Origin of the sequence: Streptomyces sp. enrichment culture (assembly GCF_964272895.1) — a bacterium.
Taxonomy (GTDB): domain Bacteria; phylum Actinomycetota; class Actinomycetes; order Streptomycetales; family Streptomycetaceae; genus Streptomyces.
In genome coordinates this window covers 931,133-955,349 of record NZ_OZ186832.1, presented here as the reverse complement: position 1 = coordinate 955,349, position 24,217 = coordinate 931,133, and the positions used below count along the sequence as shown (strand labels likewise).

The 24,217-nt window shown below is 74.6% G+C and carries 19 protein-coding genes and 1 pseudogene; 8 read left to right on the top strand and 12 right to left on the bottom strand.

The window, feature by feature from the left end; genetic code table 11:
* Positions 1–22 precede the first annotated feature (22 nt).
* The 3 genes from ACSU6M_RS04240 to ACSU6M_RS04230 form a co-directional block, all read right to left on the bottom strand.
* On the bottom strand, positions 23–1,054 hold the full coding sequence (locus tag ACSU6M_RS04240) for an N-acetylglucosamine kinase (RefSeq protein WP_437067160.1): 1,032 nt from the start codon (positions 1,052–1,054) through the stop codon (positions 23–25).
* Positions 1,051–1,728, bottom strand: coding sequence for a uracil-DNA glycosylase (locus tag ACSU6M_RS04235; protein WP_437067158.1), 678 nt, complete (start codon positions 1,726–1,728; stop codon positions 1,051–1,053). Before ACSU6M_RS04235 ends, ACSU6M_RS04240 begins: the two co-directional genes overlap by 4 nt.
* A 67-nt stretch (positions 1,729–1,795) precedes the next feature.
* Positions 1,796–2,881 (bottom strand): WD40/YVTN/BNR-like repeat-containing protein, encoded by a 1,086-nt coding sequence (locus ACSU6M_RS04230; RefSeq protein ID WP_437067157.1) that lies wholly within the window; start codon positions 2,879–2,881, stop codon positions 1,796–1,798.
* Positions 2,882–3,208: 327 nt separating this feature from the next.
* Here ACSU6M_RS04230 and ACSU6M_RS04225 point away from each other — a divergent pair, with 327 nt between their 5' ends.
* Complete coding sequence (locus ACSU6M_RS04225) at positions 3,209–3,799, top strand: Rv1733c family protein (protein WP_437067156.1); 591 nt, start codon at positions 3,209–3,211, stop codon at positions 3,797–3,799.
* A gap of 188 nt (positions 3,800–3,987) precedes the next feature.
* On the opposite strand, the gene ACSU6M_RS04220 is transcribed toward ACSU6M_RS04225, so the two are convergent.
* Complete coding sequence (locus ACSU6M_RS04220; protein WP_437067155.1) at positions 3,988–5,652, bottom strand: DNA alkylation response protein; 1,665 nt, start codon at positions 5,650–5,652, stop codon at positions 3,988–3,990.
* A gap of 104 nt (positions 5,653–5,756) precedes the next feature.
* Here ACSU6M_RS04220 and ACSU6M_RS04215 point away from each other — a divergent pair, with 104 nt between their 5' ends.
* Positions 5,757–6,527 carry a PaaX family transcriptional regulator C-terminal domain-containing protein gene (locus tag ACSU6M_RS04215; protein WP_437067153.1) on the top strand — a complete coding sequence of 257 codons (771 nt, stop codon included), beginning with the start codon at positions 5,757–5,759 and terminating at the stop codon, positions 6,525–6,527.
* 101 nt (positions 6,528–6,628) lie between these two features.
* Here the strand turns inward: ACSU6M_RS04215 and ACSU6M_RS04210 are convergent, their stop codons facing one another.
* A complete protein-coding gene (locus ACSU6M_RS04210; RefSeq protein WP_437067151.1) occupies positions 6,629–7,414 on the bottom strand; it encodes a pectate lyase in 786 nt (261 codons plus the stop codon).
* A 211-nt stretch (positions 7,415–7,625) separates the two neighbouring features.
* On the opposite strand from ACSU6M_RS04210, the pseudogene ACSU6M_RS04205 reads away from it, so the two are divergent.
* From ACSU6M_RS04205 to ACSU6M_RS04195, 3 genes and pseudogenes are all read left to right on the top strand, one after another.
* A pseudogene (locus tag ACSU6M_RS04205) lies at positions 7,626–9,073 on the top strand (extracellular catalytic domain type 1 short-chain-length polyhydroxyalkanoate depolymerase).
* Positions 9,074–9,208: 135 nt separating this feature from the next.
* Entirely contained in the window at positions 9,209–9,673 is a 465-nt protein-coding gene (locus ACSU6M_RS04200) for a hypothetical protein (protein WP_437067149.1), read from the top strand.
* Between the two features lie 14 nt (positions 9,674–9,687).
* Complete coding sequence (locus tag ACSU6M_RS04195; RefSeq protein ID WP_437067147.1) at positions 9,688–14,229, top strand: HAD-IC family P-type ATPase; 4,542 nt, start codon at positions 9,688–9,690, stop codon at positions 14,227–14,229.
* Between the two features lie 3 nt (positions 14,230–14,232).
* Here the strand turns inward: ACSU6M_RS04195 and ACSU6M_RS04190 are convergent, their stop codons facing one another.
* Positions 14,233–15,312 (bottom strand): NADH:flavin oxidoreductase/NADH oxidase, encoded by a 1,080-nt coding sequence (locus ACSU6M_RS04190; protein ID WP_437067146.1) that lies wholly within the window; start codon positions 15,310–15,312, stop codon positions 14,233–14,235.
* Positions 15,313–15,411: 99 nt separating this feature from the next.
* On the opposite strand from ACSU6M_RS04190, the gene ACSU6M_RS04185 reads away from it, so the two are divergent.
* A complete protein-coding gene (locus tag ACSU6M_RS04185) occupies positions 15,412–15,774 on the top strand; it encodes an ArsR/SmtB family transcription factor (protein ID WP_437067145.1) in 363 nt (120 codons plus the stop codon).
* 6 nt (positions 15,775–15,780) lie between these two features.
* Here the strand turns inward: ACSU6M_RS04185 and ACSU6M_RS04180 are convergent, their stop codons facing one another.
* Entirely contained in the window at positions 15,781–17,163 is a 1,383-nt protein-coding gene (locus tag ACSU6M_RS04180) for an FAD-dependent oxidoreductase (protein ID WP_437067143.1), read from the bottom strand.
* 157 nt (positions 17,164–17,320) lie between these two features.
* Here ACSU6M_RS04180 and ACSU6M_RS04175 point away from each other — a divergent pair, with 157 nt between their 5' ends.
* Positions 17,321–18,019, top strand: a complete 699-nt coding sequence (locus ACSU6M_RS04175; RefSeq protein ID WP_437067142.1) for a DUF6214 family protein — start codon at positions 17,321–17,323, stop codon at positions 18,017–18,019.
* Between the two features lie 190 nt (positions 18,020–18,209).
* On the opposite strand, the gene ACSU6M_RS04170 is transcribed toward ACSU6M_RS04175, so the two are convergent.
* Complete coding sequence (locus ACSU6M_RS04170; RefSeq protein ID WP_437067140.1) at positions 18,210–18,890, bottom strand: DUF305 domain-containing protein; 681 nt, start codon at positions 18,888–18,890, stop codon at positions 18,210–18,212.
* 196 nt (positions 18,891–19,086) lie between these two features.
* Here ACSU6M_RS04170 and ACSU6M_RS04165 point away from each other — a divergent pair, with 196 nt between their 5' ends.
* A complete protein-coding gene (locus tag ACSU6M_RS04165) occupies positions 19,087–20,586 on the top strand; it encodes an LVIVD repeat-containing protein (RefSeq protein WP_437075003.1) in 1,500 nt (499 codons plus the stop codon).
* Between the two features lie 4 nt (positions 20,587–20,590).
* On the opposite strand, the gene ACSU6M_RS04160 is transcribed toward ACSU6M_RS04165, so the two are convergent.
* From ACSU6M_RS04160 to ACSU6M_RS04145, 4 genes are all read right to left on the bottom strand, one after another.
* Positions 20,591–21,265, bottom strand: a complete 675-nt coding sequence (locus tag ACSU6M_RS04160; protein ID WP_437067139.1) for a TetR/AcrR family transcriptional regulator — start codon at positions 21,263–21,265, stop codon at positions 20,591–20,593.
* 154 nt (positions 21,266–21,419) lie between these two features.
* The gene (locus ACSU6M_RS04155; protein ID WP_437067137.1) at positions 21,420–22,175 is read right to left on the bottom strand and encodes an HAD family hydrolase; all 756 of its coding nucleotides are present in this window, start codon (positions 22,173–22,175) and stop codon (positions 21,420–21,422) included.
* Positions 22,176–22,184: 9 nt separating this feature from the next.
* The gene (locus tag ACSU6M_RS04150; RefSeq protein WP_437067135.1) at positions 22,185–22,889 is read right to left on the bottom strand and encodes a phosphatase PAP2 family protein; all 705 of its coding nucleotides are present in this window, start codon (positions 22,887–22,889) and stop codon (positions 22,185–22,187) included.
* Positions 22,890–23,141: 252 nt separating this feature from the next.
* The gene (locus tag ACSU6M_RS04145) at positions 23,142–24,080 is read right to left on the bottom strand and encodes a M56 family metallopeptidase (RefSeq protein ID WP_437067133.1); all 939 of its coding nucleotides are present in this window, start codon (positions 24,078–24,080) and stop codon (positions 23,142–23,144) included.
* Between the last annotated feature and the right edge of the window lie 137 nt (positions 24,081–24,217).

Sequence of the window (24,217 nt, the reverse complement as noted above, 5' to 3'; positions counted from 1 at the left end):
AGGGGACCCGGAAGGCACCGGTCTAGTCGCCGTCCACGGCCACGACCTGCAACAATCGATCATCGGCGGGCAGCTTGGGCCCGCCCTCGGCGAGCGCCGTCGCGATGCGTACCGCGCCCAGCAGCGGATCCCCGTCGGCCTCCACCCGCCGCGCCCGCGGCAGCCGCTCGGCCAACTCCCGTGCCAGCGGCTCCAGGAGCGGCGCTCCCATGCGGAACAGCCCGCCGGTGAGCGCGATCACGGCCTCGTCCGTGGCCGGGCAGACGGCCGCCGCGGACTCGGCGATGTGCCGCGCGGCCTCCCGCAGGATCCCCGCGGCGACCGGGTCGGTGTCCGCGCAGGCGGCCACCTGCGGGGCGAACGAGGCGAGAACGGCGGGCCGGTCCGTACGCGGGTACACCTGGCCCGGCAGCCCCGGCATCGGCCCGAACGCCTCCCGCGCCCGCGACAGCAGCGGCGCCGAGCCGCCGTCCCGTCCGTCGTGCGCGCGCAGCGCCGCCTCCAGTCCGGCACGGCCGATCCACGCCCCGCTGCCGCAGTCGCCCAGCAGATGCCCCCAGCCGTCCGCCCGCTGCCACCGCGTCAGATCCGTACCGATCGCGATCATGCCGGTCCCCGCGGCGACCACGGCGCCGGGACGCGCACCGAGAGCGCCCACGTACGCGGTGACGGCGTCGGCGGCCAGCGCCACCGCGCGGATCCCGAACTCCCGCCGCAGCGCGCCCGGCAGCTCGGCGCGCAGCTCGTCACCCAGCGTGCCGAGCCCGGCCGCGCCGACGGCCGCGGTACGCAACTCGGTCACCCCGGTCTCCGCGGCCGAGGACCGCACCAGCGGGAGCAGTTGCCGCATCAGGTGCCCGGCGTCGATGCCCCGCGGCCCGGTGCGCACCGGCACGGCCGACTCCCGCCGCGCCGACACCCTGCCGTCCGCCGTGCCGACGACCACCCGGAGCCCCGAGCCACCGGAGTCCACGGCGAGGAAACCGGTGCCGGGCGCCTCGCCGCGTCCCGCGTCCGCCCGTTGCGGCGCCGCTTCCCCCGCCCCGGTGGTCACGGCAGGCGCCAGTCCACGGGCTGGCCGCCCTGCTGGATGAGGAGGTCGTTGGCGCGGCTGAACGGGCGGGAGCCGAAGAAGCCGCGGTCGGCGGACATGGGGGAGGGGTGCGCGGACTCGACGGAGGGGAGCCGGCCCAGCAGCGGCCGCAGATTGCGGGCGTCACGGCCCCACAGGATCGACACCAGCGGCTTGCCGCGGGCGGCGAGCGCGCGTATCGCCTGCTCGGTGACCTCCTCCCAGCCCTTGCCGCGGTGCGCGCCCGGCTTGCGCGGCGCCGTGGTCAGCGCCCTGTTGAGCAGCAGCACCCCCTGCCGGGTCCAGGGCGTGAGGTCGCCGTTGGACGGCTGGGGCAGCCCCAGGTCGGTGTGCAGCTCGCGGAAGATGTTGATCAGGCTGCCGGGCAGCGGCCGTACCTCCGGCGCCACCGAGAACGACAGCCCGACCGCGTGCCCCGGAGTCGGATAAGGGTCCTGTCCGACGATGAGGACGCGGACCTCGTCGAAGGGCTGCTGGAAGGCCCGCAGGACGTTCTGTCCCGCGGGGAGGTAGGTGCGCCCCGCGGCGATCTCCCCGCGAAGGAAGTCGCCCATCTCGGCGATCCGCCCGGCCACCGGCTCCAGGGCCTTCGCCCAGCCCGGTTCGACGATTTCATGCAAGGGTCGTGGTGCCACGGGCGTCACCCTACTGCCGTACACGGCAGGGCGATCAACCGGTGGCCAAGGGCGGATCGGGAGGGGTTCATCCGACGACCGCGGCCCGCACGCACAGCACATCGGGCAGGTGCGAGGCCAACTGGCGCCAGCTGTCGCCGTCGTCGGCCGAGGCGAACACCTCGCCGTTGCGATTGCCGAAGTACACGCCCGCCTGCTCCGCGTCGTCCGTGCACAGGGCGTCGCGCAGCACGGTGCCGTAGTGGTCCTCCTGCGGCAGGCCGGACGCCAGGGGCTCCCAGGAGGCGCCCGCGTCCTGCGTACGGAAGACCCGGCAGCGGCGGTCGGCCGGGACGCGGTCGGAGTCGGCCTGGATGGGGAACACGTACGCGGTGTCGCCGCGGTGCGGATGGGCGGCCATCGCGAAGCCGAACGTGGAGGGCAGCCCCGCCCCGATGTCGGTCCAGTGCGCGCCGGCGTCGTCGCTGCGGTACACACCCCAGTGGTTCTGCAGGTACAGCCGGTCCGGTGTCGCCGAGTCCCGCGCGACCTTGTGCACGCACTGCCCGAACTCGGGGTGGGGGTCCGGCAGGAACACCGCGGAGACACCGGAGTTGGAGGGCGTCCAGCTCGCGCCGCCGTCGGCCGTGCGGAACACCCCGGCCGTGGAGACGGCGACGGTGACCGACTTCGGGTCGCGGGCGTCGGTCAGGACCGTGTGCAGCCCCTCGCCGCCGCCGCCCGGCACCCACTGCGAGCGCGTGGGGTGCTCCCACAGGGGACGCACCAGCTCGAAGGTCTCGCCCCGGTCCGTCGAGCGGTACAGCGCGGCCGGTTCCGTGCCCGCGTACACCACGTCCGGCTCGGCCGCCGCCGGGTGCAGCTGCCACACCCGCTCCAGCGAAGCGCCGGTGTCCTGCGGGAACTTCACGGCCGGCTTGGCCGGTTCGGTCCAGGTCCGGCCCAGGTCGTCGGAGTGGAACACGGACGGCCCCCAGTGCGCGCTGTCCCCTCCGGCCAGCAGGCGCGGGCGCTCTCCGCGGGTGTCGATCGCGACCGAGTACACCGCCTGCGCGTTGAAGTACGGACTCTCGTCGAACTCCCACGCGCCCCCGCGCCGGCGCCCGATGAAAAGGCCCTTCCGGGTGCCCACGGCCAGCAGTACGTCGGACATGCCGATCACCTCCGCGACGTCGTTGTCTCAGAACACCGGCCAGTCTGCACCCCACCACTGACAGTCACCTCCGGAGCGGGCGTCGCCGCAGGTCAGCGCGTGTCGGGCGGCTTCGTGGGCGGTTTGCCCGTCCCGCTCCCGGCGCGGTGGAGGGCGCATTTTCGGACCGAGTCGGCGGGCCGCGCGCGAACTTCGCGGAACTCGCCCGCACGGCCGCCCGGCTCGTGGCAACGTCGGGGCGGAGGACTCGCCCTGAGCATCGGCGGCCCGCCGCCCGTACGGGAGGCCGGTGGAGATGCTCGTGCGCTGGTGGGGAGGCGGCCTTCGATGGGCCTGCGGAGTCGGAGGGTTCGACGGGTGTGGCTGTGGCGCTGGCGGCGCAATCCGCTCAAGCGCCGCTCGGACACCCTGGAGGCGTGGGTGCTGCTCGGCGCGTGGACGCTCACCGTGCTGTGCGGGGTGCTCGCGGGTACGGCGGTGGCCGGGGCCGTGGAGCGGAGCATGGCTCGTGAGCGCGCGGAGTTCCGGCCCGTCGCCGCCCGGCTGACCGAGCCCGCCCCCGGTGCGGCCACCGTGCCGGCGGCGGCGCACGGCGCCCACGTCTGGGCCGAGGTCGCCTGGACCGCGCCGGACGGCATCGCGCGCACCGGCCAGGCCCGGGTGCGGCCCGGCACGGGCACCGGAGCGGAGGTGACCGTGTGGACCGACGACCGCGGCCGCCTCGTCACCCGGCCCGCCAGCCCCGCGCAGGCCCGCGTCCGCTCCTCCCTGGTCGGCGTGCTCGCCGGCCTCGGCGCGGCGGCCGTCCCCCTCGCCGCCGGCCGCGCCGTACGGAGCGGCCTGGAGGGCCGGCGGCTGCAGCGGTGGGAGGCCGACTGGGCCCGCTTCGACCCGCTGTGGGGCCACCGCACGAGCTGAGCCGGGCCCCGTGGCCGCCGCATCCCGGCGCCGGCCCCGGCAGGGCCTGCCGGTCGGCCGCTTCGCCCGGTGTCCGCCACGCAGTGCCCGTCGGTCGCCCGCTGCACCCGGCGCCGCCCCGGCAGGGCCCCCCGTCACGCCGTAAGCCAGTGCCCGCAGTCCGTCGCGGCCCACCCGGCGCACGCTCGTCAGTCGCCGTAGCCCAGCGCCCGGCCCAGGATGCCGTCCAGGTCGGCCGAGTCCGGCAGCGTGCCGAAGGCGTGACCCCACTCGCCTCCGAGCCGCGTGGCGCAGAAGGCGTCGGCCACCGCGGGCGGGGCGTGCCGGACGAGGAGGGCGGCCTGGAGGGCGAGGGCCATCGCCTCGACCAGGCGGCGGGCACCCCCCTCGGACGCCCCGGCCAACTGCCCCTTCAGCCGCACCACCGCCGCGTCCAGCCGCGCGTCCGCCCCCTGCGCGAGGGCGAGTTCGGCGAACAGCGCCTCCGCGGTACGGGCGTCACGCGTCAACGCCCGCAGGACGTCGAGGGCGTTGACGTTCCCCGACCCCTCCCAGATGGACAGCAGGGGAGCCTCGCGGTAGTGCCGGGGCATGCCGGAGTCCTCGACATAGCCGTTGCCGCCCAGGCACTCCAGGGCCTCCGCGGTGAAGGCGGGCCCCCGCTTGGTGACCCAGTACTTGCCGACCGCCGTCGCGATCCGGCGGAAGGCCCGCTCGCCCTCGTCGCCGCGCACCGCCCGGTCCGCCGCGCCCGCCAGCCGCAGCGTGAGCGTCGTCGCGGCCTCCGACTCCAGCGCGAGGTCGGCCAGCACGTTGCGCATCAGCGGCTGGTCGGCCAGCCGCGCCCCGAACGCGCTGCGGTGACGGGCGTGATGACCGGCCTCCACCAGCGTCCTGCGCATCAGCGTCGCCGAGGCCATCACACAGTCCAGGCGGGTGCAGTTGACCATCTCGATGATCGTCTTGACGCCCTGCCCCTCCGGACCGACCAGCCAGGCGAGGGTCCCGTCGAACTCGGGCTCGGAGGAGGCGTTGGACCGGTTGCCCAGCTTGTCCTTCAGACGCTGGATGCGGAAGGTGTTGCGGCTGCCGTCGGGCAGCACGCGCGGGACGAGGAAACAGGACAGGCCGCCGGGCGCCTGGGCCAGCACGAGGAACACGTCGCACATCGGCGCCGACGTGAACCACTTGTGCCCGCGCAGGGTGTACACGCCGGGCTCCGACGTCGGCAGGGCCGAGGTCGTGTTCGTCCGGACGTCCGAGCCGCCCTGCTTCTCGGTCATCCCCATCCCGGCCAGCAGCCCGCGCTTGTCCGTCGGCACGCGCAGCCCCGGGTCGTACTCCCGGCTGGTCAGCAGCGGCTCGTACACCTTGGCCAGCTCCGGCTCCCGGCGCAGCGCGGGGACCGCCGCGTACGTCATCGACGTGGGGCAGCCGTGCCCGGCCTCGCTGTGCCCCCACACCAGCCCGCCCGCGGTCCGTACGACATGCGCGCCCGGCCTGTCGTCCGCCCACGGCGCCCCGGCCAGGCCCTCGCCGACGGCCACCCGCATCAGCTCGTGCCAGCTCGGATGGAACTCCACCTCGTCCACGCGGTGGCCGTACCGGTCGTGGGTGCGCAGCTCCGGCTCGTGCCGGTTGGCCTGCTCGCCCCACTCCTGCGCCTGGACGCCGCCCGCCAGCAGACCGAGCCGGCGGATGTCCGGCTCCGCCCAGCCGGCGCCCTCCCGGCGCAGCCCCTCCAGCAGGGCCGCATCCTCGGAGGCGTCGTAGGGGGCCAGGGACGGGGCCTGGTTGGTGACGTCGTGCGTCGCGTCCTGCCGGTGCCGTACCTGCTCGGGTGTCGAGACCATGCGGCGAGTGTTGCACCTTCTCTGCGGCCGCAGCAATAGTGCAACACCGAGGGCCGGCCCGTACAGTACGGGGCCATGCGCCGGTACGACACGAGGTCACGCGGATGAGTTCCCCTGCCCGTCCGGGCGCCGTCGAGCTGCGTCCGCTGTCCGCGCGCTCGGTCGTGCTGAGCCTGCTGCTGGGGGCGGATCCGCCCGAGATGGCGGCGAAGGACCTCGCGCGCGTGGTGGCGCCGTTCGGCGTCGCGGGCTCGACCCTGCGGGCCGCGCTCAGCCGGATGGCGGCCGCCGGGGATCTGCGCCGCACCGCGGCCGGCTACCGGATCGGCGAGCGTCTGCTGGAGCGCCGCCGGCGGCAGGACGAGGCCGTACGGCCCCGCACGCGCGCGTGGGACGGCGACTGGGAGATGCTCGTGGTGACGGCGACCGGCCGCGGCCCCGCCGAACGCGCCGAGCTGCGCACCCGGTTGACCGGCCTGCGGCTCGCCGAGCTCCGCGAGGGCGTCTGGCTGCGCCCCGCCAACCTGGCGCGTGAGCTGCCCGGCGAGCTGGACCAGGTGGCCGACCGGTATGTGTCCCGGCCCGCGCGCCCCCCGCGCGAGCTGGCCGCGACCCTGTGGCCGCTGGACGCCTGGGCCGCGACGGCGCAGGCCCTGCTGGCCCATGTCGAGCGGGCCGACCGCCCGGCCGACCGGCTCACCGCCTACGCGGCGATCGTCCGCCACCTCCTCGGGGACCCCGTCCTCCCCGACGCCCTGCTGCCCGCCGACTGGCCGGGCGCCGCCCTGCGCACCGCCTACGCGGACTACCGCCGGGAGCTGGCAGACCAGGCACACGCGCGCGTACCGGGCGGGGACGGGCCGAGGGAGAGCTGAGGGCTCCCCGCGCGCGGGCCGCCTGGAGCCCATGGGGTACCGGCGGCCGTACGAAGCGCAGTGCGGGAACGCTCCGTACGGCCGCCCTCAGCGCCCGGACGTCACCGGTAGGTGATGTCCGAGGTGGAGTAGAGGCAGTTGGTGCTGTCGGGCCCGACGCCGACCGCCGTGTTGTTGTTGTACTTCTGGCACGGGATGACCTTGCGCGAGGCGTCGTTGTAGATGGTGATCCCGCGCAGCGTGGCCACGTCGTTGCGGTTGACGTTGATGCCGACGAGCCGCGCCGTGGTGCCGGTGCCGGTCACCTCGACGGTGTTGAGGTTGACCTTGCGGGTGTACTGCGTGGAGCAGTCGCCGCAGGAGCGGTAGAGGGTCTTGAACTCCTGCACCGCGAAGTTCGAGATGTTCACGGTGCCGCCGCCGTTGTGCTGGAACACCTTGTCGCTGGCCTTCTTGGCGCCGCCGCCGATGACGTGGTACGTGGCGCTGCTGCCGCCCTTGAAGGTGGCGGCGTCCTCGCCGACGTCCAGCCACCAGACGTTCTGCAGCGTGCAGCTGCCCAGGCAGTGGATGCCGTCGGCGCCGGGCGCGCCGATGATGACGTTCTTCAGCGTCACGCCGTTGGCGAGCGTGAGGATCGGCTGCTGGTCCTCGGCCTGGTCGCCGGTGCCGAGGGCGCCGCTGCCGTACAGGCGCAGCATGCCGTAGTCCTTGGAGCTGGTCAGATGGATGGTCGAGCTGACCGCCTGGCTGCCGGAGGGGGTCGGCCAGGTGGCGGCGGACGCCGGGGTGAGTGTGGCACTGGTCATGAGCATGCCAACCGTGAGGGTGGTCGCGGCCAGGGCCGAGGTCGTCGTGCGCCTGCTGGGGCGCCGGGGAGAGGTCATGTCCCGATTCCTTCTTCGTGGTGGGGGGTGCCCAGTGAGTGGTTCACCTTGAAGTGGGCTCGAAGCCGTTCACACTGCTGAACGGAACGTAGAGGGTAAGCGCTTTCTGGTCAATGGGTCGAACAGAGGCATCGGCGTCGCCCCAGGTGGGACGCGGGTACCGCCTGGTAAGCCGTGGGAGCGCTTCCATGACGGCCGTGTGCATGTCACGATGCCGGGGTGGAACGTCTCCTTCGGGAGACGGAGGCCGCCACATACATGTACGTCCGTCAGCAGGCTGACCACCGCGCCACGCCGTCCCGCCCGCAAGAGCCGTGACAGGAAGGACAAGGACGTGTCCCATCCGACCCGCCCGCGCGCGACCAGGCCCCCGCGCGCCGCGCTGCGCACGCTCCTCGCCGCAGTCGTGCCCCTGCTGCTCGCGCTGCTCGCGGCGCCGCCGGCCTCCGCGCGCGGCAGCGAGGCCGAGACAGCCGCCCCCACCGCCGCGCTCACCGAGGTCACCGGCTTCGGCGCCAACCCCAGCAATCTGCAGATGTACCTGTACGTCCCGGACAGCGTCACCGCCAAGCCCGCGGTCGTCGTCGCCGTGCACTACTGCACCGGCTCCGGACCGGCGATGTACCACAACACCGAGTGGGCCTCGCTGGCCGACCGGTACGGGTTCATCGTCGTCTACCCGTCCGTCACCCGCGCCAGCAAGTGCTTCGACGTCGCCTCGCCGCAGGCCCTGCGGCGCGACGGCGGCAGCGACCCCGTGGGCATCAAGTCGATGGTCGACTGGGGGTGCGCACCTACGGCGCCGACACCGGCCGGATCTTCGCGACCGGCATCTCCTCGGGCGCGATGATGACCAACGTCCTGCTCGGCGACTACCCCGACGTGTTCGCCGCGGGCTCCGCCTTCGCCGGAGTGCCCTTCGCCTGCTTCGCCACCACCAACGGCTCCGAGTGGAACAGCGACTGCGCGAACGGCAACGTGATCCGCACCCCGCGGGCCTGGGGCGACCTGGTCCGGGGCGCCTACCCCGGCTACACCGGACCGCGGCCGCGGATGCAGCTGTGGCACGGCACCGAGGACGACGTCCTGCGCTACCCCAACTTCGGCGAGGAGATCAAGCAGTGGACCGACGTCCACGGCCTCAGCCAGACCCCCGCCGCCACCGACAGCCCCGCCCCCGGCTGGACCCGCACCCGCTACGGCGCCATCGGTGACCGGGCCCCCGTGGAGGCCATCAGCCTCCAGGGCGTCGGCCACAACCTCTACACCTCCGGCATGGCCGCCCGCGCGCTCGCCTTCTTCGGCCTCGACTCCGCCGGACCGGCCCCGCAGCCCCAGCCCGGCGGCTGCAAGGTCACGGTCACCACGCAGACCTGGAACACCGGGCTGACCGCCTCCGTGACGATCACCAACACCGGCACGACCGCGATCAACGGCTGGAAGCTGGGCTTCACCCTGCCGTCCGGCCAGCGCATCACCAACGGCTGGGGTGCCACGTACGCCCCGGCGAGCGGCGCGGTGACGGCCACGAACGTCTCGTACAACGGCACGATCGCGCCGAACGCGAGCGTCGGCATCGGCTATCAGGCCACCCACACCGGCAGCGGTGCGGCGCCCGGCGGCTTCACGCTCAACGGGGCCGCCTGCGCCACCGGTTGACCCCCCGCCGCGGCGGGCGGCCCCGGACGCCGACCCGGGGCCGCCCGCAGTTTGCGGAAGGGACGGGTGACGGGCCGGATCTTGGGCACTCGGCGGTGCGCAGAGGCCGATCACTGTCCGGGAGGCGAGTACGTCATGGCACGCGAGAATGCGTCCACCGGTCTTCCCCAGCCGCTGCGCGCCGGCGCCTCGGTGCTGCGCAGGGTGCCGGGAGCGGGAACCGTGGGCCACGCCGCCACGGGTGCGCTGAACGCGGTCGGGGCGGTGTCCCCGCGCGGCCGCAGGATGGCCGCGTACACCGGCGCCGGGATCCTCGGGGCCACCGGGGTCGTGGGGTGGCCCGTGGCGGTGGCCGGAGCGGCGGCCGTCTGGCTCACCCAGCCGCGGCCGGGCGACCGGCAGGGCACGCCGGGCGGGGCACCGGCCACGGGCGCGTCCACCGGATCCGCCCACCGGTCCACCAGCCGCTCCCGGCACTCCACGAGCGCGGCCGCGCACGCCAAGGGCACCTCCACCCGCTTCGAAGGACCCCGCTCGCGGTCCGCCGGCGGTACGGCGTCGCGCTCCCGCACCGACGGCACCCGTTCCGACGAGGACTGAGGGGACGGCGGACGATGGGCTTGCTCACGGGAACCACGGCGGCGGTCCTGGCCGGGCCCCGGCTGCTCGCGCGCGGTGCCGCGCCCGCCGCCGGGGCGGTCGCCGGCGCGGCCGCGGGAGCCGCACGGGCCGGGGTGCGCGGCGCCGACAGCGCGGTACGCATCGGCCGTGTCGCCCGCAACGCCATGCCGGGCGGCGAGCGCTCGTGGCGGTCCGGCCGCCGCGCCCACCTGGCGCTGCGGCCCACGGCACCCGAGCAGGTCCGGCGCGTCGGCGGCACCCAGCACGCGCTGCGCAAGACCGCCGCGGCGCTCGCCGAACGCCCCGAGGTCGCCTACGCCTACTGGGACGGCGGCCTGCACCGGCTGGTGGTGGCCGCCGTCGACGACGCCGTCACGGACCGCGTGGTCGAGCGGGCCACCGCGCTCGCCGCACGCCACGGGCTCGGTCCCGCGGGCGGCGGCGTGGAGGAGTTCGCCCACCCCGGCGATCCGGGCGGGGTCCGGATCGCCGCCGCCGCGCTCGCCGCCGACCTGGCCGGCGCCGCCGTGGCGGTCGCCGCCGGCGCCCTGCGGCTGCCTCCCACGCCCCGCACCCTCACCGCCACGGTGTCGGTGCTGCGGGAGAACCCCGCCTTCCGCGGTCTGCTGCGCTCCCGCTTCGGCCGCTCCCGCAGCGACCTGCTGCTGGCCGTCGCGCACGCCGCCGTCCGCGGCGCGGGCCAGTCGCCCGTCCCGCTGCTGCTCGCGGCCTCGCTGCGGGCCTGCCAGCTCGCCGAGACCGTGGCCCGCGCCGCCGCGTTCGACGCCGACCACGACCGGCTGTGCCTGCCCGACCGGGACGACATCGCCGCCGACCGCTGGCCCCGGCCGCCGCTGCGCTCCACCCCCGCCGAGGACTACGCGTCGTCCGCCTCGGCCGGCCGGCTGGTCGGCGCCGCCGCCGCGCTGCTCGTCAAACGGAACACCACCGAGGCCGCCGAGGCCGCGCTCGCCGGTTCCCCGAAGGCCGCCCGCTACGGCCCCGCCGCCTTCCACTCCGTCCTCGGCTGTGCCCTCGCCCGCACCGGAGTGCTGGTGCTCGACACCGACCGCCTCCGGCAACTGGAGACGGCGGGCACGCTGGTGCTGCATCCCAGCGCACTGCGCCGGCCGGGGCGCGGCGACACGGCCTTCGGCGGTGGGGCGGCTGCCGGGGATGCGGCGGACGCCGACGGTGCGGCGGCTGCCGGGGGTGCGGCGGACGCCGTGGACGCGGCCCCGTCGGCCGCCTCGGCGGAGCAGGCCGCCGATCCCTGGGGCGAGGCCGTCCTCGACGCCGCCCGGCGCGCCCGGATGCGGGTCGTGGTCGTGGACGACCCGCTGGTCGGCGAACTCGCCGGTCTCGCCGACGAGGTCGTGGACCCCGGTCAGCCGCTGGCCGAGGTGGTGGCCGGACTGCGCGAACGCGGCGGCACGGTCATGACGGTGGCCCGGCCCATGTCGGCCGACGACGACGAGGTCCTGTCCGGGCTGCTGGCCGGTGACATCGCCGTGTCCCTCACCGATCCCGGAGCCGCCGTGGCCTGGGGCGCCGACGTCCTCGCCGTGCACGGGCTGGCCGATGTGTGGCGGCTGCTGGCCGCCGTACCGGCCGCCCGCCGGGTCGGCGACCGGGCGCAGGTGCTGGCCAAGTCGGGGGCCGCGCTGTCCGGGCTGCTCGTCGCCGTCGGCGAGGCACCGCACGGCAGGCGGCGCAGGGGACTGGCGGCCCTGCGGGACGTGCCCGTGGAGACCGCCGCCGTCGCCTCGCTGCTCAGCGGGGTGCGCACGGCTCTCGGGGTGGCCGTCACCCGGGCGCCGCGCCCCCGGCCGCGGGTGGCCTGGCACGCGCTGGAGCCGGACGCCGTGCTGTCCCGGCTGGAGCAGGATCCCGGCGCCCGGCCCGAGGGCCTCGGGCGGGCCGCCGAACGGCTGCGCGGGACCGCGCGCTCCGCCGGGCGGACGCCCGTGCTGGCACCGGTCCGCTGGACCGTGGATCTGGCCCGCGCGGTGCGCGGCGAACTGGACGACCCCCTCACCCCCATCCTCGCTGTCGGCTCGGCCGCCGAGGCGATCCTCGGCTCCGCGGTGGACGCGCTCCTCGTCCTCGGCGCCCTCGACCTGAACGCCCTCGTCGGCGGCGCCCAGCGGCTGCGGGCCGAACGGGCGCTGTCCAAGCTCGTGGCCGACCAGAAGCAGAAGGCGCGGCTCGCGCCACGCGGTACGGCCCCGGCAGACACCGGATCCACCCCCGACACCGCGCCGACCGACGCCGTACCCGCCACCGACACCCCGCCGACCGACGCCGAACCGGCCCCCGACACCGCACCGGCCTACGCCGAACCCGCCCCCGACGAGGACGCCGCCGCCCTGCGCACCGTCGACGCCTCCCGTCTCGCCCCCGGCGACGTGATCGACCTGCGCGCCGACGACGTCGTGCCCGCGGACGCCCGCCTGCTGTGGCAGGACGGCCTGGAGGTCGACGAGTCCGCGCTCACCGGCGAGTCGCTGCCCGCGGACAAGCAGGTCGAGGCGACTCCGCGGGCGGCCGTCGCCGACCGGTGCTGCATGGTCTTCGAGGGCACCACCGTGGTCGCCGGCCGCGCCCGCGCCGTCGTCGTCGACACCGGAGCCGACACCGAGGCCCACCGGGCCGTCGCCCTCGCCGCGCGCACCCCGCCCTCGGCGGGCGTCCAGGCCCGGCTGCGCGAACTCACCGAGAAGGCGCTGCCGTTGACGCTCGCCGGCGGCGCGGCGGTCTCCGGGCTCGCCCTGCTGCGCGGCACGCCCATCCGCGAGGCGGTCAGCGGCGGCGTCGCGGTCGCCGTCGCCGCCGTACCGGAGGGCCTGCCGCTGGTGGCCACGGTCGCCCAGCTGACCTCGGCGCGCAGGCTCAGCCGCCGCGGCGTCCTGGTCCGTACCCCGCGCACCCTGGAGGCGCTGGGCCGGATGGACACCCTCTGCTTCGACAAGACGGGCACGCTCACCGAGAACCGGCTGCGCCTGGTCCGTGTCTCGGACGCCGCGGGGACGGTGCACCGCCCCGGCGAGGACGACGCCGACCCCACCTTGCGCACCGCCGCGCGGGCCTGCCCGCGGGAGAACGGCGGCTCCGAACGCCCGGCGCACGCCACCGACGAGGCGGTCCTGGACGCCGCGGGGCCGGACCCGGAGTGGGAGCAGACGGAGGGCCGGCCGTTCGAGGCGGCCCGTGGCTTCGCCGCTGCGGTCGGTCGCGCGGCGGACGGCGCGCCGGTGCTGGTGCTCAAGGGCGCCCCCGAGACGGTCCTGCCCGCCTGCCGCGACCTGCCCGAGGAGGCGTCCGAGACGGCCCATCGGCTGGCCGCCGACGGACTGCGCGTCCTCGCGGTCGCCCGGCGTCCGCTGGGGGACGGCGAGTCGGCGGCGGACGTGCTCGAGGACCCGCTGCGGGAGCTGGAGTTCACCGGGCTGCTGGGCCTGGCGGACACCCCGCGCGAGACGTCCCCCGCCCTGGTGCGCGGGCTGCGCGAGGCCGGGGTGCGGCCGGTGATGCTGACCGGCGACCACCCGCAGACCGCCCGCGCGATCGCCGCCGAGCTGGGCTGGCCCGAGGACACCGTGGTGGTCACCGGCGAGGAGCTCGCCGCCGCCGACCGGTCGGTGCGGGCCCGGATGCTGCGGGACGCCGGGGTCGTGGCACGGGTCGCACCGGAGCAGAAGCTCCAGGTCATCGAGGCCCTGCGGGACGCCGGGCGGGTCGTCGGCATGGTCGGGGACGGCGCCAACGACGCGGCGGCGATCCGGGCGGCCGACGTCGGCATCGGCATCCAGGCCCGCGGTTCGGCGGCCGCCCGCAACGCCGCCGACATCGTCCTGACCGGCGACGATCTCACCGTGCTCATCGAGACCGTGGGCGAGGGACGCGCCCTGTGGCACGGTGTCGCCGACGCCGTCGCCATCCTGATCGGCGGCAACGCGGGCGAGGTCGGGTTCGGCATCCTGGGCACCCTGCTCGCCGGCGCCGCCCCGCTGTCCACCCGTCAGATGCTGCTGGTGAACCTCTTCACGGACCTGTTCCCGGCGATGGCGGTCGCGGTGACGCCGAAGGGCGAGGAGGGCGGCGCCGAGGACGGCGTGCCCGAGCCCGGTCCCGAACCGCTCGGCACCTCGCTGCTCGGCGCCCCGCTGATCCGGCAGATCCGCCACCGCGCGCTGACCACCTGCCTGGGCGCCACCACGGCCTGGCTGCTGGGCCGCTTCACCCCCGGCACCCGGCGCCGCGCCACCACGATGGCCCTGTGCGCCCTGGTCGGCACCCAGCTCGCCCAGACCCTCGCCGACCGCCGCGGCAGCCCCCTCGTGCGCGCCACGGCGATCGGCTCGGCCGCCGTCCTGTTCGCCCTGGTCGAGACCCCCGGTGCCAGCCAGTTCTTCGGCTGCACCCCCCTCGGCCCCGTCGCCTGGGCGGGGGTGGCCGCGGCCATCGCCCTGGCGATCACCGGCCAGCGCACCCTGCCCCAACTGGAGCGGGCCGTGGCCAGGCTGGCGCGCTGAGGGTCACACGGACCGGTGGTACGGGTCCGGCACCCGCACCTCGCCGCCCAGTTCGCGGGCCGCGTGCCGGGCCCAGGAAGGGTTGCGCAGCAGCTCGCGGCCGAGGAGCACGGCGTCGGCCTCGCCGTTGGCGACGATCTTCTCGGCCTGTTCGGCGTCGGTGATCAGCCCCACCGCGGCGACCGGCAGGGTGGTCTCGGCCTTGACCCGGGCGGCGAAGGGCACCTGGTAGCCGGGGCCGGTGGGGATCCGCACGCCGGTGGCGTTGCCGCCGGTGGAGACGTCGAGCAGGTCGACGCCGTGCGCCGTGAGGTCGCGCGCGAAGCGCACGGTGTCGTCCGCGGTCCAGCCGGCCTCGTCCAGCCAGTCGGTCGCCGAGATACGGAAGAACACCGGCTTGTCGTCCGGCCACACCGCGCGCACCGCGTCGACGACCTCCAGGGCGAACCGGGTGCGGTTCTCGTAGGAGCCGCCGTAGGCGTCGGTGCGCCGGTTGGAGTGCGGGGAGAGGAACTCGTTGATCAGATAGCCGTGGGCGCCGTGCACCTCGACGACCTCGAAGCCCGCGGCGAGCGCACGCCGGGCCGCGTCCGCGAACTGCTCGACGACCTCCCGGATGCGCTCGACGGTCAGCTCCTCCGGCACGGGGTGACCCTCCGCGAACGGCACCGCGCTCGGCGCCACCGGCGTCCAGCCGTGCGCCTCCGGCCCGACCGGCGCGCCGCCCTTCCAGGGCCGGTCGGTCGACGCCTTGCGTCCGGCGTGCGCGAGCTGGATCCCGGGGACGGTGCCCTGCTCCCGGAGGAAGTGCGTGATCCGGCGGAACGCCGCCACCTGGGTGTCGTTCCAGATGCCCAGGTCGTACGGCGAGATACGGCCCTCGGGGCTCACCGCGGTCGCCTCGGTGAGGATCAGCCCGGTGCCGCCGGCCGCGCGGGCGGCGTAGTGGGCGAAGTGCCAGTCGTGCGGGACCCCCGCCTCCGGGCCGTCCGGCGCCGCCGAGTACTGGCACATCGGGGCCATCCACACGCGGTTCGGGATGGTCAGGTCACGCAGGGTGAAAGGCTCGAAGAGCGCGCTCACGGCGCCTCCATTCGTCGCGGGTCCGGCTGTGGCGAGTCGTACGATACTCATCGTAGTACGGCAGATGTCAAACTACGAGGGTTCTCGTACTATGGCGCCATGGCCCCCAGCGCATCCCCCGGTATCCGTGAACTCCCGCACCCCGCCCATGACGAGATCCGGCTGGAGGCCGTGCTGCACGCCCTCTCGGATCCGCTGCGGCTGCAGATCGTGCGCGAGCTGGCCGCACTGGAGGAGGGGGAAGGGCTCACCTGCTCGCAGTTCGTCGTGCCGGTCACCAAGTCCACGACGACGCACCACTTCCGGGTGCTGCGCGAGGCCGGGGTGATCCGGCAGGTCTACCGGGGCACGTCCAAGATCAACGGGCTGCGCAGGGACGACCTGGACGCCCTCTTCCCGGGGCTGCTCGACGCCCTGCTGGCCGGAGCGGACCGCCAGGCGGTGCGGCTCGGGGAGGGCTGAGCCGGGCTACGCGGGGTGCTTCGCGCGGGAGGCCCGCGACCGGTCGGGCAGTTCTGCGCTCCGCCGGGGTGCCTCGCCGCGCGCGGCGCCCCGCAGTGACGGCCAGTCGGGCAGCTTCACCACACCCCTGCCCAGCGAGGCGCCCAGCTCCGCCTCCGCCCGCTCGATCGCCTGCCACCCGCTCCACTCCACCGGCTGCGCACCGAGCGCGCGCAGGGCCGCCACCGGATCCTCGGGGACGTCCGCGCGCACCAGCACCGGCGCGTCCTCCAGCAGCGACATCACCGTCTCCTTCGCGCACGGCCGGTTGGTGCCGATCACCCCGGTCGGGCCCCGCTTGATCCAGCCGGCCACGTACACGCCGGGGGCGACCCGGCCCGCGCTGTGCGGGATCGTGCCGGTGGCGTCGTCGAACGGCAGGCCCTCCAGGGGCAGCCCGCGATAGCCGACCGAGCGCAGCACCAGCTGGGCCTCGATGTCCTCGTACGCGCCCGTGCCCCGCACCCCGCCCAGCCCGTCCGGCACCGTCCGCTCGAAGCGGACCGCGCCCACCCGGCCGCCGTCGGCGAGGAGTTCGACGGGGCGCAGGTAGAAGCGCACATGGATGCGGCGCGGCGTGTTCCGGGGCGGTGCGGCGGCCCACCCCCGCAACACCTCCACATTGCGCCGCTGCACCGCGGGCAGACCCGAGGGGTCCGTGTACGACGGGTCGAGCGCCAGCTCCGCGGGGTCCACCCGGACCTCGGCGCCGGGCAGGGCGCCCAGCTCGCGCAGCTCCTTGGTGGTGAAACGGGCCTGGGACGGGCCGCGCCGGCCCACCATGTGCACCTCCGTCACGGTGCTCGCGGCGAGCGCGTCCAGGGCCGCCTGCGGCATGTCCGTGGTCCTCAGCTCGGCCTCGCCGCGGGCCAGGATCCGGGTGACGTCCACCGCCACATTGCCCACGCCGATCACCACGGCCGACCGGGCCCCGCGCACGAACCCGTCGTCCACGGCGTCCGGGTGGGCGCTGTACCAGGACACGAACCGGGTCGCCGACCAGCTGCCCGGCAGCTCCTCACCGGGAATGCCGAGGTGCCGGTCGGTGGCGGCGCCCACGCAGTACACCACCGCGTGGTACAGCTCCCGCAGCCGCGCCGCCGGCACGCCCCCGGCGCCGATGTGCACCCCGCCGAGGAAGCGGATCCGCTCGTGCTCCAGCACCGTGCGCAGATTGTTCTGCAGCGACTTGATCTTCTCGTGGTCCGGCGCCACCCCGTAGCGCACCAGGCCGTACGGGCAGGGCAGCCGGTCCAGGACGTCGACCAGCACCGCGGGGTCCTGCTCGACCAGGGTCTGGGCGGTGTAGACCCCGCTGGGCCCGGAACCGATCACGGCGACACGCAGCACGCGGAACTCCTTGTCCGAACGGTGTGGCAGGAGATCGCTGATGACTCCAGCATCGCACCGGCGGGCCCGCACGGGGAGGGGGCGCGGCTGCGCCGTCGGAGTGTGCGGTGTGCGTGTCCTTTCGTATGGAATGTGATCATGCGGTTACGTTGCGTGTGTGCTAGAAGCATCCTTTCTTAATCTTTCTGATCGCCGTTTCGAGGACGGCGCGGTGTCCGTGTGGCCCGCGTGGGAAGTGCGGGAGAGCGACGGGGCCACCTCCTGGTTCCAGGTGCGGCTGGAGTTCACCGACGGCGCCCGCGTGGACTGCCTCGCCGTCGTGACCGCCGGATGCGTCTCCGTCGAGGACGTCCGGGCCCAGCCGGCCCTCTCCCTCGGCGACCTCACCGTCCTCGCCGACTGGATCGAGGGCCCGCTGTCCGAGGCGTGCGGGGTCGAGGTGCGGGCGGAGGGGGAGTACGCGGAGGAGGGGGCGTACGGGGAGGAAGGGGCCTACGGGGAGGATGGGGCGTACGACGACGAGTCGCCGTCCGAGGCCGACACCCAGACCCGCCTCCCCCTCGCCGGCGACTTCGCCGACGGGTTCCCCGGTGATGTCACCGACCTCGCCGAGGACTTCACCGACGACCTCGCCGACGAGCCGGCCGCCCCCCGCCGTGCCCGCCCCTCCTGGCCGCGGGGCATGGAAGGGCGCTGGCTGATCGCCCAGGAGTACCGGGCGGCCCAGGAGGAGGGCCTGGATCCGGTGGTCGCGGTGATGTGCGCGACCGGCCACAGCCGCCGCAGGTCGCTGCGGTTGATCGCGCAGGCGCGGGACGCCGGTTTCCTGACGCCGCGTCACGCACGGCGGGGCTGACGCGGGGGCGGGGCGGATGCATGGGCGGGGATGACGCAGGGGCGGGGCGGATGCGCCGGCGGGGCCGACGCACAGCGGGGCTGATGCACGAGCGGGGATGCGCACCGGCGAGGCGTATGCTCCGGCAAGGCTGACTCGCGGTGGGGCTGGCGCACGGCGGGCCGACGCCCTGGCGGGCCGGTCCGGGAGATCAGATCATGTCCCGCATCCGCGTGATCTCGCTGGTCTGCTGCGCCACCACATCGTCGGCCATCTCCTCGACCTGGATGTTGTTGCCCTGCCCCTTCACCTCGGTGGCCATGGTGATCGCCCCCTGGTGGTGGGCGATCATCAGCTTCAGGAACAGCGTGTCGAAGACCTCGCCGCGCGCCGCCCGCAGCTGCCCGAGCTGCGCCTCGGTCGCCATGCCGGGCATCGCGGCGTGGTCGTGTCCCCCGTCCTCCCCGTCGACCTCCTCGCCCGGCTCGGCCTTGCCATGGGTCTCCAGCCAGCCCCGCATCGCGCCGATCTCCGGCGCCTGCGCCGCCTTGATGCGCTCGGCGAGCCGCTTCACCTGCGTGGACTTCGCCTGCTTGGGGGCGAGTTCGGCCATCACCACGGCTTGCTCGTGGTGCTCGATCATCCTGCGGACGTAGGAGACGTCCGCCGAGTTGGGTGTGTCGTCCTCGGCCTGCTGTGCCGCCGCCTCCTCGGCCGACAGGGTGCGGTTCTCCTCGCCCGGCAGCCCGGGCACGAGCACCGAAGGGCCGCTCGGCGCCGGGGACTTGGCCTCGCCGTCCGAGTCCGAGGTGCAGCCGGCGAGCGCGAACGCCGCCAGGGCGGCGAGGGACGCCGTCGCAAGGGATGCGCGAAGAGCGCGGCGAACGTGCACAACGACCTCCTGGTACGGGGGGAGATGAGGGGCACACCTCGTGAGTGTTGCTGACTGTCCTAACACGCTTCCGCGCACGACTGATCAAAAACCTGGATTACATATACGTTTCACCTCTGTTGATCTGCGCATGCCGAAGACGATACTGCGGGGGTCCGTGAACCGTTCCCTCGTGAACGGAACAAGGGAGGAAGCAGTGACCCTGTCGAACGACCCCCGAACGCGGCGCAGACGTCTGGGAGTTGCCACCGCGGCGGCCGGACTCCTGGCCGCCCTGCTCACCGCGCACCCGGCGATCGCCACGCCCGACCCCGGGGACGCCCCGACCCAGAAGGACGTCTCCCGCAGTGCCGAGGCCGAGGTGCGGGAGGCCATCGCCGACGGCGCGATACCCGGCCAGGACGAGATCGTCCACTCGTCCAACATCGAGCACCTCACCAACATCCCCAAGGACCTGGTCAAGGGCACCAACTCGGACCTCGCCTTCCAGGGCGACTACGCCTTCGCCGGCAACTACGACGGCTTCCGCATCTTCGACATCAGCAACCCGAAGGCGCCGAAGACGGTCGCGCAGGTGCTGTGTCCCGGCTCCCAGAACGACATCTCAGTCTCGGGCGACCTGCTCTTCCTGTCGACCGACTCCTCCCGCAGCGACGCCAGTTGCAACAGCACCTCGCAGCCCGCGACGGAGAAGTCCTCGTGGGAGGGCATGAAGGTCTTCGACATCAGCGACAAGGCCAACCCGAAGTACGTGGCCGCCGTCGAGACCGCGTGCGGCTCGCACACCCACACGCTGGTGCCCGAGCGCCGCAACGTCTACATCTACGTCTCCTCCTACTTCCCCAGCGCCACCTTCCCCGACTGCCAGCCGCCGCACGACGGCATCTCGGTCATCAAGGTGCCGCGCAAGGCCCCGGAGAAGGCGGCGGTCGTCGGCTTCCCGGTGTTGTTCCCGGGTGAGGGCCCCGACGGCGGCGGCAATCCGGGCGCGCCCACCAACCCCGGTGTCACCAAGACCACCGGCTGCCACGACATCACCGTGCTGCCCTCCAAGGACCTGGCCGCGGGCGCCTGCATGGGCGACGGCATCCTGTTCTCCATCGAGGACCCCGAGCACCCCAAGGTCATCGACCGGGTCCAGGACAACGTCAACTTCGCCTTCTGGCACTCGGCCACCTTCAACCAGAAGGCCAACAAGGTCGTCTTCACCGACGAGCTGGGCGGCGGCGTCGGCGCCACCTGCAACGAGGCCACCGGCCCCAAGCGCGGCGCCAACGGCATCTACGACATCACCGGCCGCGGCGAGAACCGCAAGCTGGTCTTCCGCAACTACTTCAAGATCCCGCGCATGCAGGCCGACACCGAGAACTGCGTCGCCCACAACGGCTCGCTGATCCCGGTCAAGGGCAAGGACCTGATGGTCCAGGCGTGGTACCAGGGCGGTGTCTCCGTCTGGGACTTCACCGACTCCGCCCACCCCAAGGAGATCGCGTACTTCGAGCGCGGCCCGCTGAGCACCGACCGGCTCACGGTCGGCGGCTCCTGGTCGGCGTACTACTACAACGGCTACATCTACTCGAACGACATGGCCAAGGGCTTCGACGTGCTGAAGATCAGCGACCGGCTGACCGACCCGGCACGGCGGATCCACCTGGACGAGCTCAACGTGCAGACCCAGCCGGACTACTTCGACTGAGCCGCTACCCCTGAGGGTCCACGGGCGTGCGGTCCGTGGCGAAGAACCGCGACAGATCCTCGTCGCACGTCCCGCCGGGCGCTTCGGCGTCCGGCGGGACACCCATGTCCCAGTCCAGTCCGTAGCGCCGGAACAGCTCGGCGCGCACCGGCGCGATCGGCATGCCGACATTGGGCAGCACCATCGCGTACACCGCCCCCATCAGCAGGGCCCGCAGCATCGGGTAGTCGGTGTCCGGGTCGCAGGAGCCGTGCCGGGCGACGGTGTCCAGCAGCAGTTCCGCGAGCCGCTGCTGCTCCGCGCACTGGACGAACCCCTCGGCCTGCAGCAGCCCCGCCATGTGCTGGCGCATCAGCACCGTGCGGTCGCGGGCCAGCCCCAGGATCGCGTCGATCGCCCGGGCCATCCGCTCCCGGCCGTCGTCCGTGCGCGGCTCGCGCTCCAGGGCCTCCTCCAGCGTGCGGTGCATCAGCCGGTGCACCGCGGACTGCACCAGCTGGCGCTTGCCGGGGAAGTAATACGAGACCAGACCGCGTGCCGAGCCGGCCCGGTCCGCGATGTCGCCCAAGGTCGTGGCGTCGAATCCGCGCTCGTTGACCAGCTCCACGGCCGCCTGCAGAAGCCGTTCGCGGGAGCGCCGTCGCAACTCTTCATTGACCTGGGCGCTGCGCGGGGACATCCTGGACTCCTGCGTTGACTGGCTGCCAGCCAACTATACTCAGCGCAGCGGGATCCGCCTGTGGGTCGGCGTGGTCCCGGGTGCCGTCTGCCTCGGGCGACGCGGGGGATCGTCCGAGGCGGGCGGCCTTTTGCGGGGAGATAGTGGCCTGAGGCTATTGTCCTCCGGCATGGTCCCCGGCGCTTCTCCGGGGTGGCGTCCGAGGCCGGTCCCCCCTCGCGCGGTCCACGAGATCCAGCACCGGTCGCAGTCCGTCCGGCCGGAGCTCGGCGGGCAGCGGGTCCACGAAGTGCACCCGGCAGCCCAGCGCCGCCGCGCCGCCGTCCGCCCGCCGGTCGTCGCCCACCATCAGCACCCGCCGCGGATCCGCTCCCAGCGCCTCGCACGCCGTACGGAACAGCCGCGGGTCGGGTTTGCGCACGCCGTGCTCGTAGGACAGGACGTACGCGTCCACATACGCGTCGAGTCCGTGCGCGCGGAACACCGGGCGCAGGTCCCAGCCGATGTTGCTCACCACGCCGACGCCGATGCCGCGCTCCCGCAGCGCGCCGAGCACCTCGGCGGCGTCCGGGTACGGCGTCCACGCGGCCGGTGTCATATGGCGCTCGTAGAGCGCCTCGTGCAGCGCGGGGTCCGGGAGCGCGACCCGCCTGGACAGGCCCGTGTAGGCGGCCCGGTGCCGTGCGGAGCTCTCGTCACGGGTCTCCCACAGCTCGGCCAGCTCCTCGGGCACCCGCAGCGGCGGCGCCCCGCCCGGCAGCGCCCCGGCCGCCTCCAGCGCCCTCGCCGTCGCGGCGGCCTCCGGCTCGGGCAGGGAGACCCCCGCGGCGTCGAGGACGTGGCCGAGCCAGGACTCGGCGGACTCGATTCGGAACAGCGTGCCGGAGAAGTCGAACATCACCGCGGTCATGACCGGATCCTACGAGTCGGCGGGGGCCCTCTCCCGAGGCGTGACCGGACGCCACCGCTGATGCGCGGCCACCGCCACCGTCACCAGCGTCGCGCCCATGAGCCAGCCGCCGAGCACGTCCGTGGGCCAGTGGACGCCGAGCCACACTCGGGTCAGCCCGACCCCGACCACGGAGACGGCGGCCACCCCGAGGGCGGCCCGGAACAGGGCGCGGCCGGCACCGGAGGTGTGCAGCAGCCACAGCAACAGACCGCACACCACCATGGCCGTCATCGCGTGCCCGGACGGAAAGGCCGCGTAGTGCGCGGAGTCGACGGGGTCGGGCCACGTCGGGCGCTCACGGCCGACGGCCGCCTTCACCGCCTGCTGTACGGCCGTGCCCACGGCCACCGTGCCGATCAGCCACAGCGCCGTCCACCAGGCGGCTCTGCGCCACACCAGCCAGATGACGGTCACCGCGCACAGCACCCGCATGGTGTGCGGGTCCCACACCCAGTCGGTGAGGATGCGGCACGCCTGGGTGAAACCGGGCTCGTCCACGGCCCAGCGGTGCGTGGTGCGGGCCACGGAGCGGTCGAAGGACATCAGCGGGTGCCACGCGGCGCCGACCAGCGTCAGCAGCAGCACGGAGCACACGCCCAGCGCACCCGCGGCGCGCAGCGTGCCACGGCGACGGGAGATGCTGGGCGGCGAGGCGGTGTGCGGGGGATGCATGCCCCGATCCTCGCCGAAGGACGGCGTCCGGTGCCAATGCGGTCTGGTCCAGGACCCGAAGCTCGGCACGCGAGCCGACGGAAATCGGCCCCACGTCGGTCTGATCCAGGGCCCCGCCCCGGCACGCGAGCCGGCGGAAACCGGCCCATGGCGGTCTGGTCCAGGGGCCGAGGCCCCGGCATGCGAGCCGACGGGAACCGGCCCATGGCGGTCCGGTCCATGCGAGCCGGCGGAAACCGGCCCGACGTCCGTCTAGCCCAGGGCCCGCAGCCCCGGAATGAACGCCACCAGGACCGGCACCACGGGCACCAGGGCGGCCGCGGCCGTCAGGCGCAGGCGGCGGGCGGCGGTGAGGCGGTCGCGCGGGGCCAGCAGCCGGTGCACCCGCTGCGGAACCTGCGCGTGGGCCGTCGGGCAGGGGCCGAACACCCCGCGGTCCTCGTTGAGTTCGACCAGGGCCAGCGCGGTCGTCAGCCGGCCGAAGCGCCGCGAGGCCATGTCGTCGGCGGCCAGCTCCACCAGCCGGTGCATCTCGTCGCGGAACGCCGCGAACACCGGGACCTGCGGGAACCCCGAGGCCAGCGCGCCCGAGCAGTGCAGCAGCCAGTCGTGCCGTGCCTGGGCGTGCCCCTGTTCGTGGGCGACGAGGGCGTCCAGCTGGCGTCCCTTCAGCCGGCGCAGCGCGGCGGTCGTGATCACCAGCTGGGGTGTCGCGCCGGGCAGCCACCAGGCGTCGGGGCGCTCGGCCTCCAGCACCACCAGGCGGTCGGCACCGCGCTCCTCGCCGGGCAACAGCGGGGCCCGGACCAGGAGTTCGGCCCGGCGCCGACGACGCCGCGCACGGGCCCGTACGACCTCGCGCACCAGCATCGCCCCGCTCCACGCCCCGGCCAGGGCGAGGGCGACGGCGGTGACGGCCGGCCAGGGGCCCCCGGCCGCGCCGAGCGCGTACGCCTCGACGACGGGGCGCGGGGCCGGGGCGAACAGATGGCCGTGCACCGCCTGCCAGGCGGCGGCCGCGCTGAACGTCATCGACAGCGCGCAGCAGACCAGCACGGCGGCCACCACGCACTGCCACACCCACAGCGCCACCACCGGCTCACGGTCCGGCCAGTCGGCGCGGGCGAGCAGACGGGGGGCGAGACAGGCGGTCAGGGCGCCGAGCAGCAGCAGTGCCACGGGGACCATCATGTCCGCCAGCCTATGAGCGCGGAGCCGTCCTCGGGTACGGACCGCCGTGCCAAGTGACGCACGCCACGGTTTCGTGCGGCCGTACGCCACAACGGCGTTGGGCGTCGCGCACGGTCCGTCTCACCTCACACGGTCCG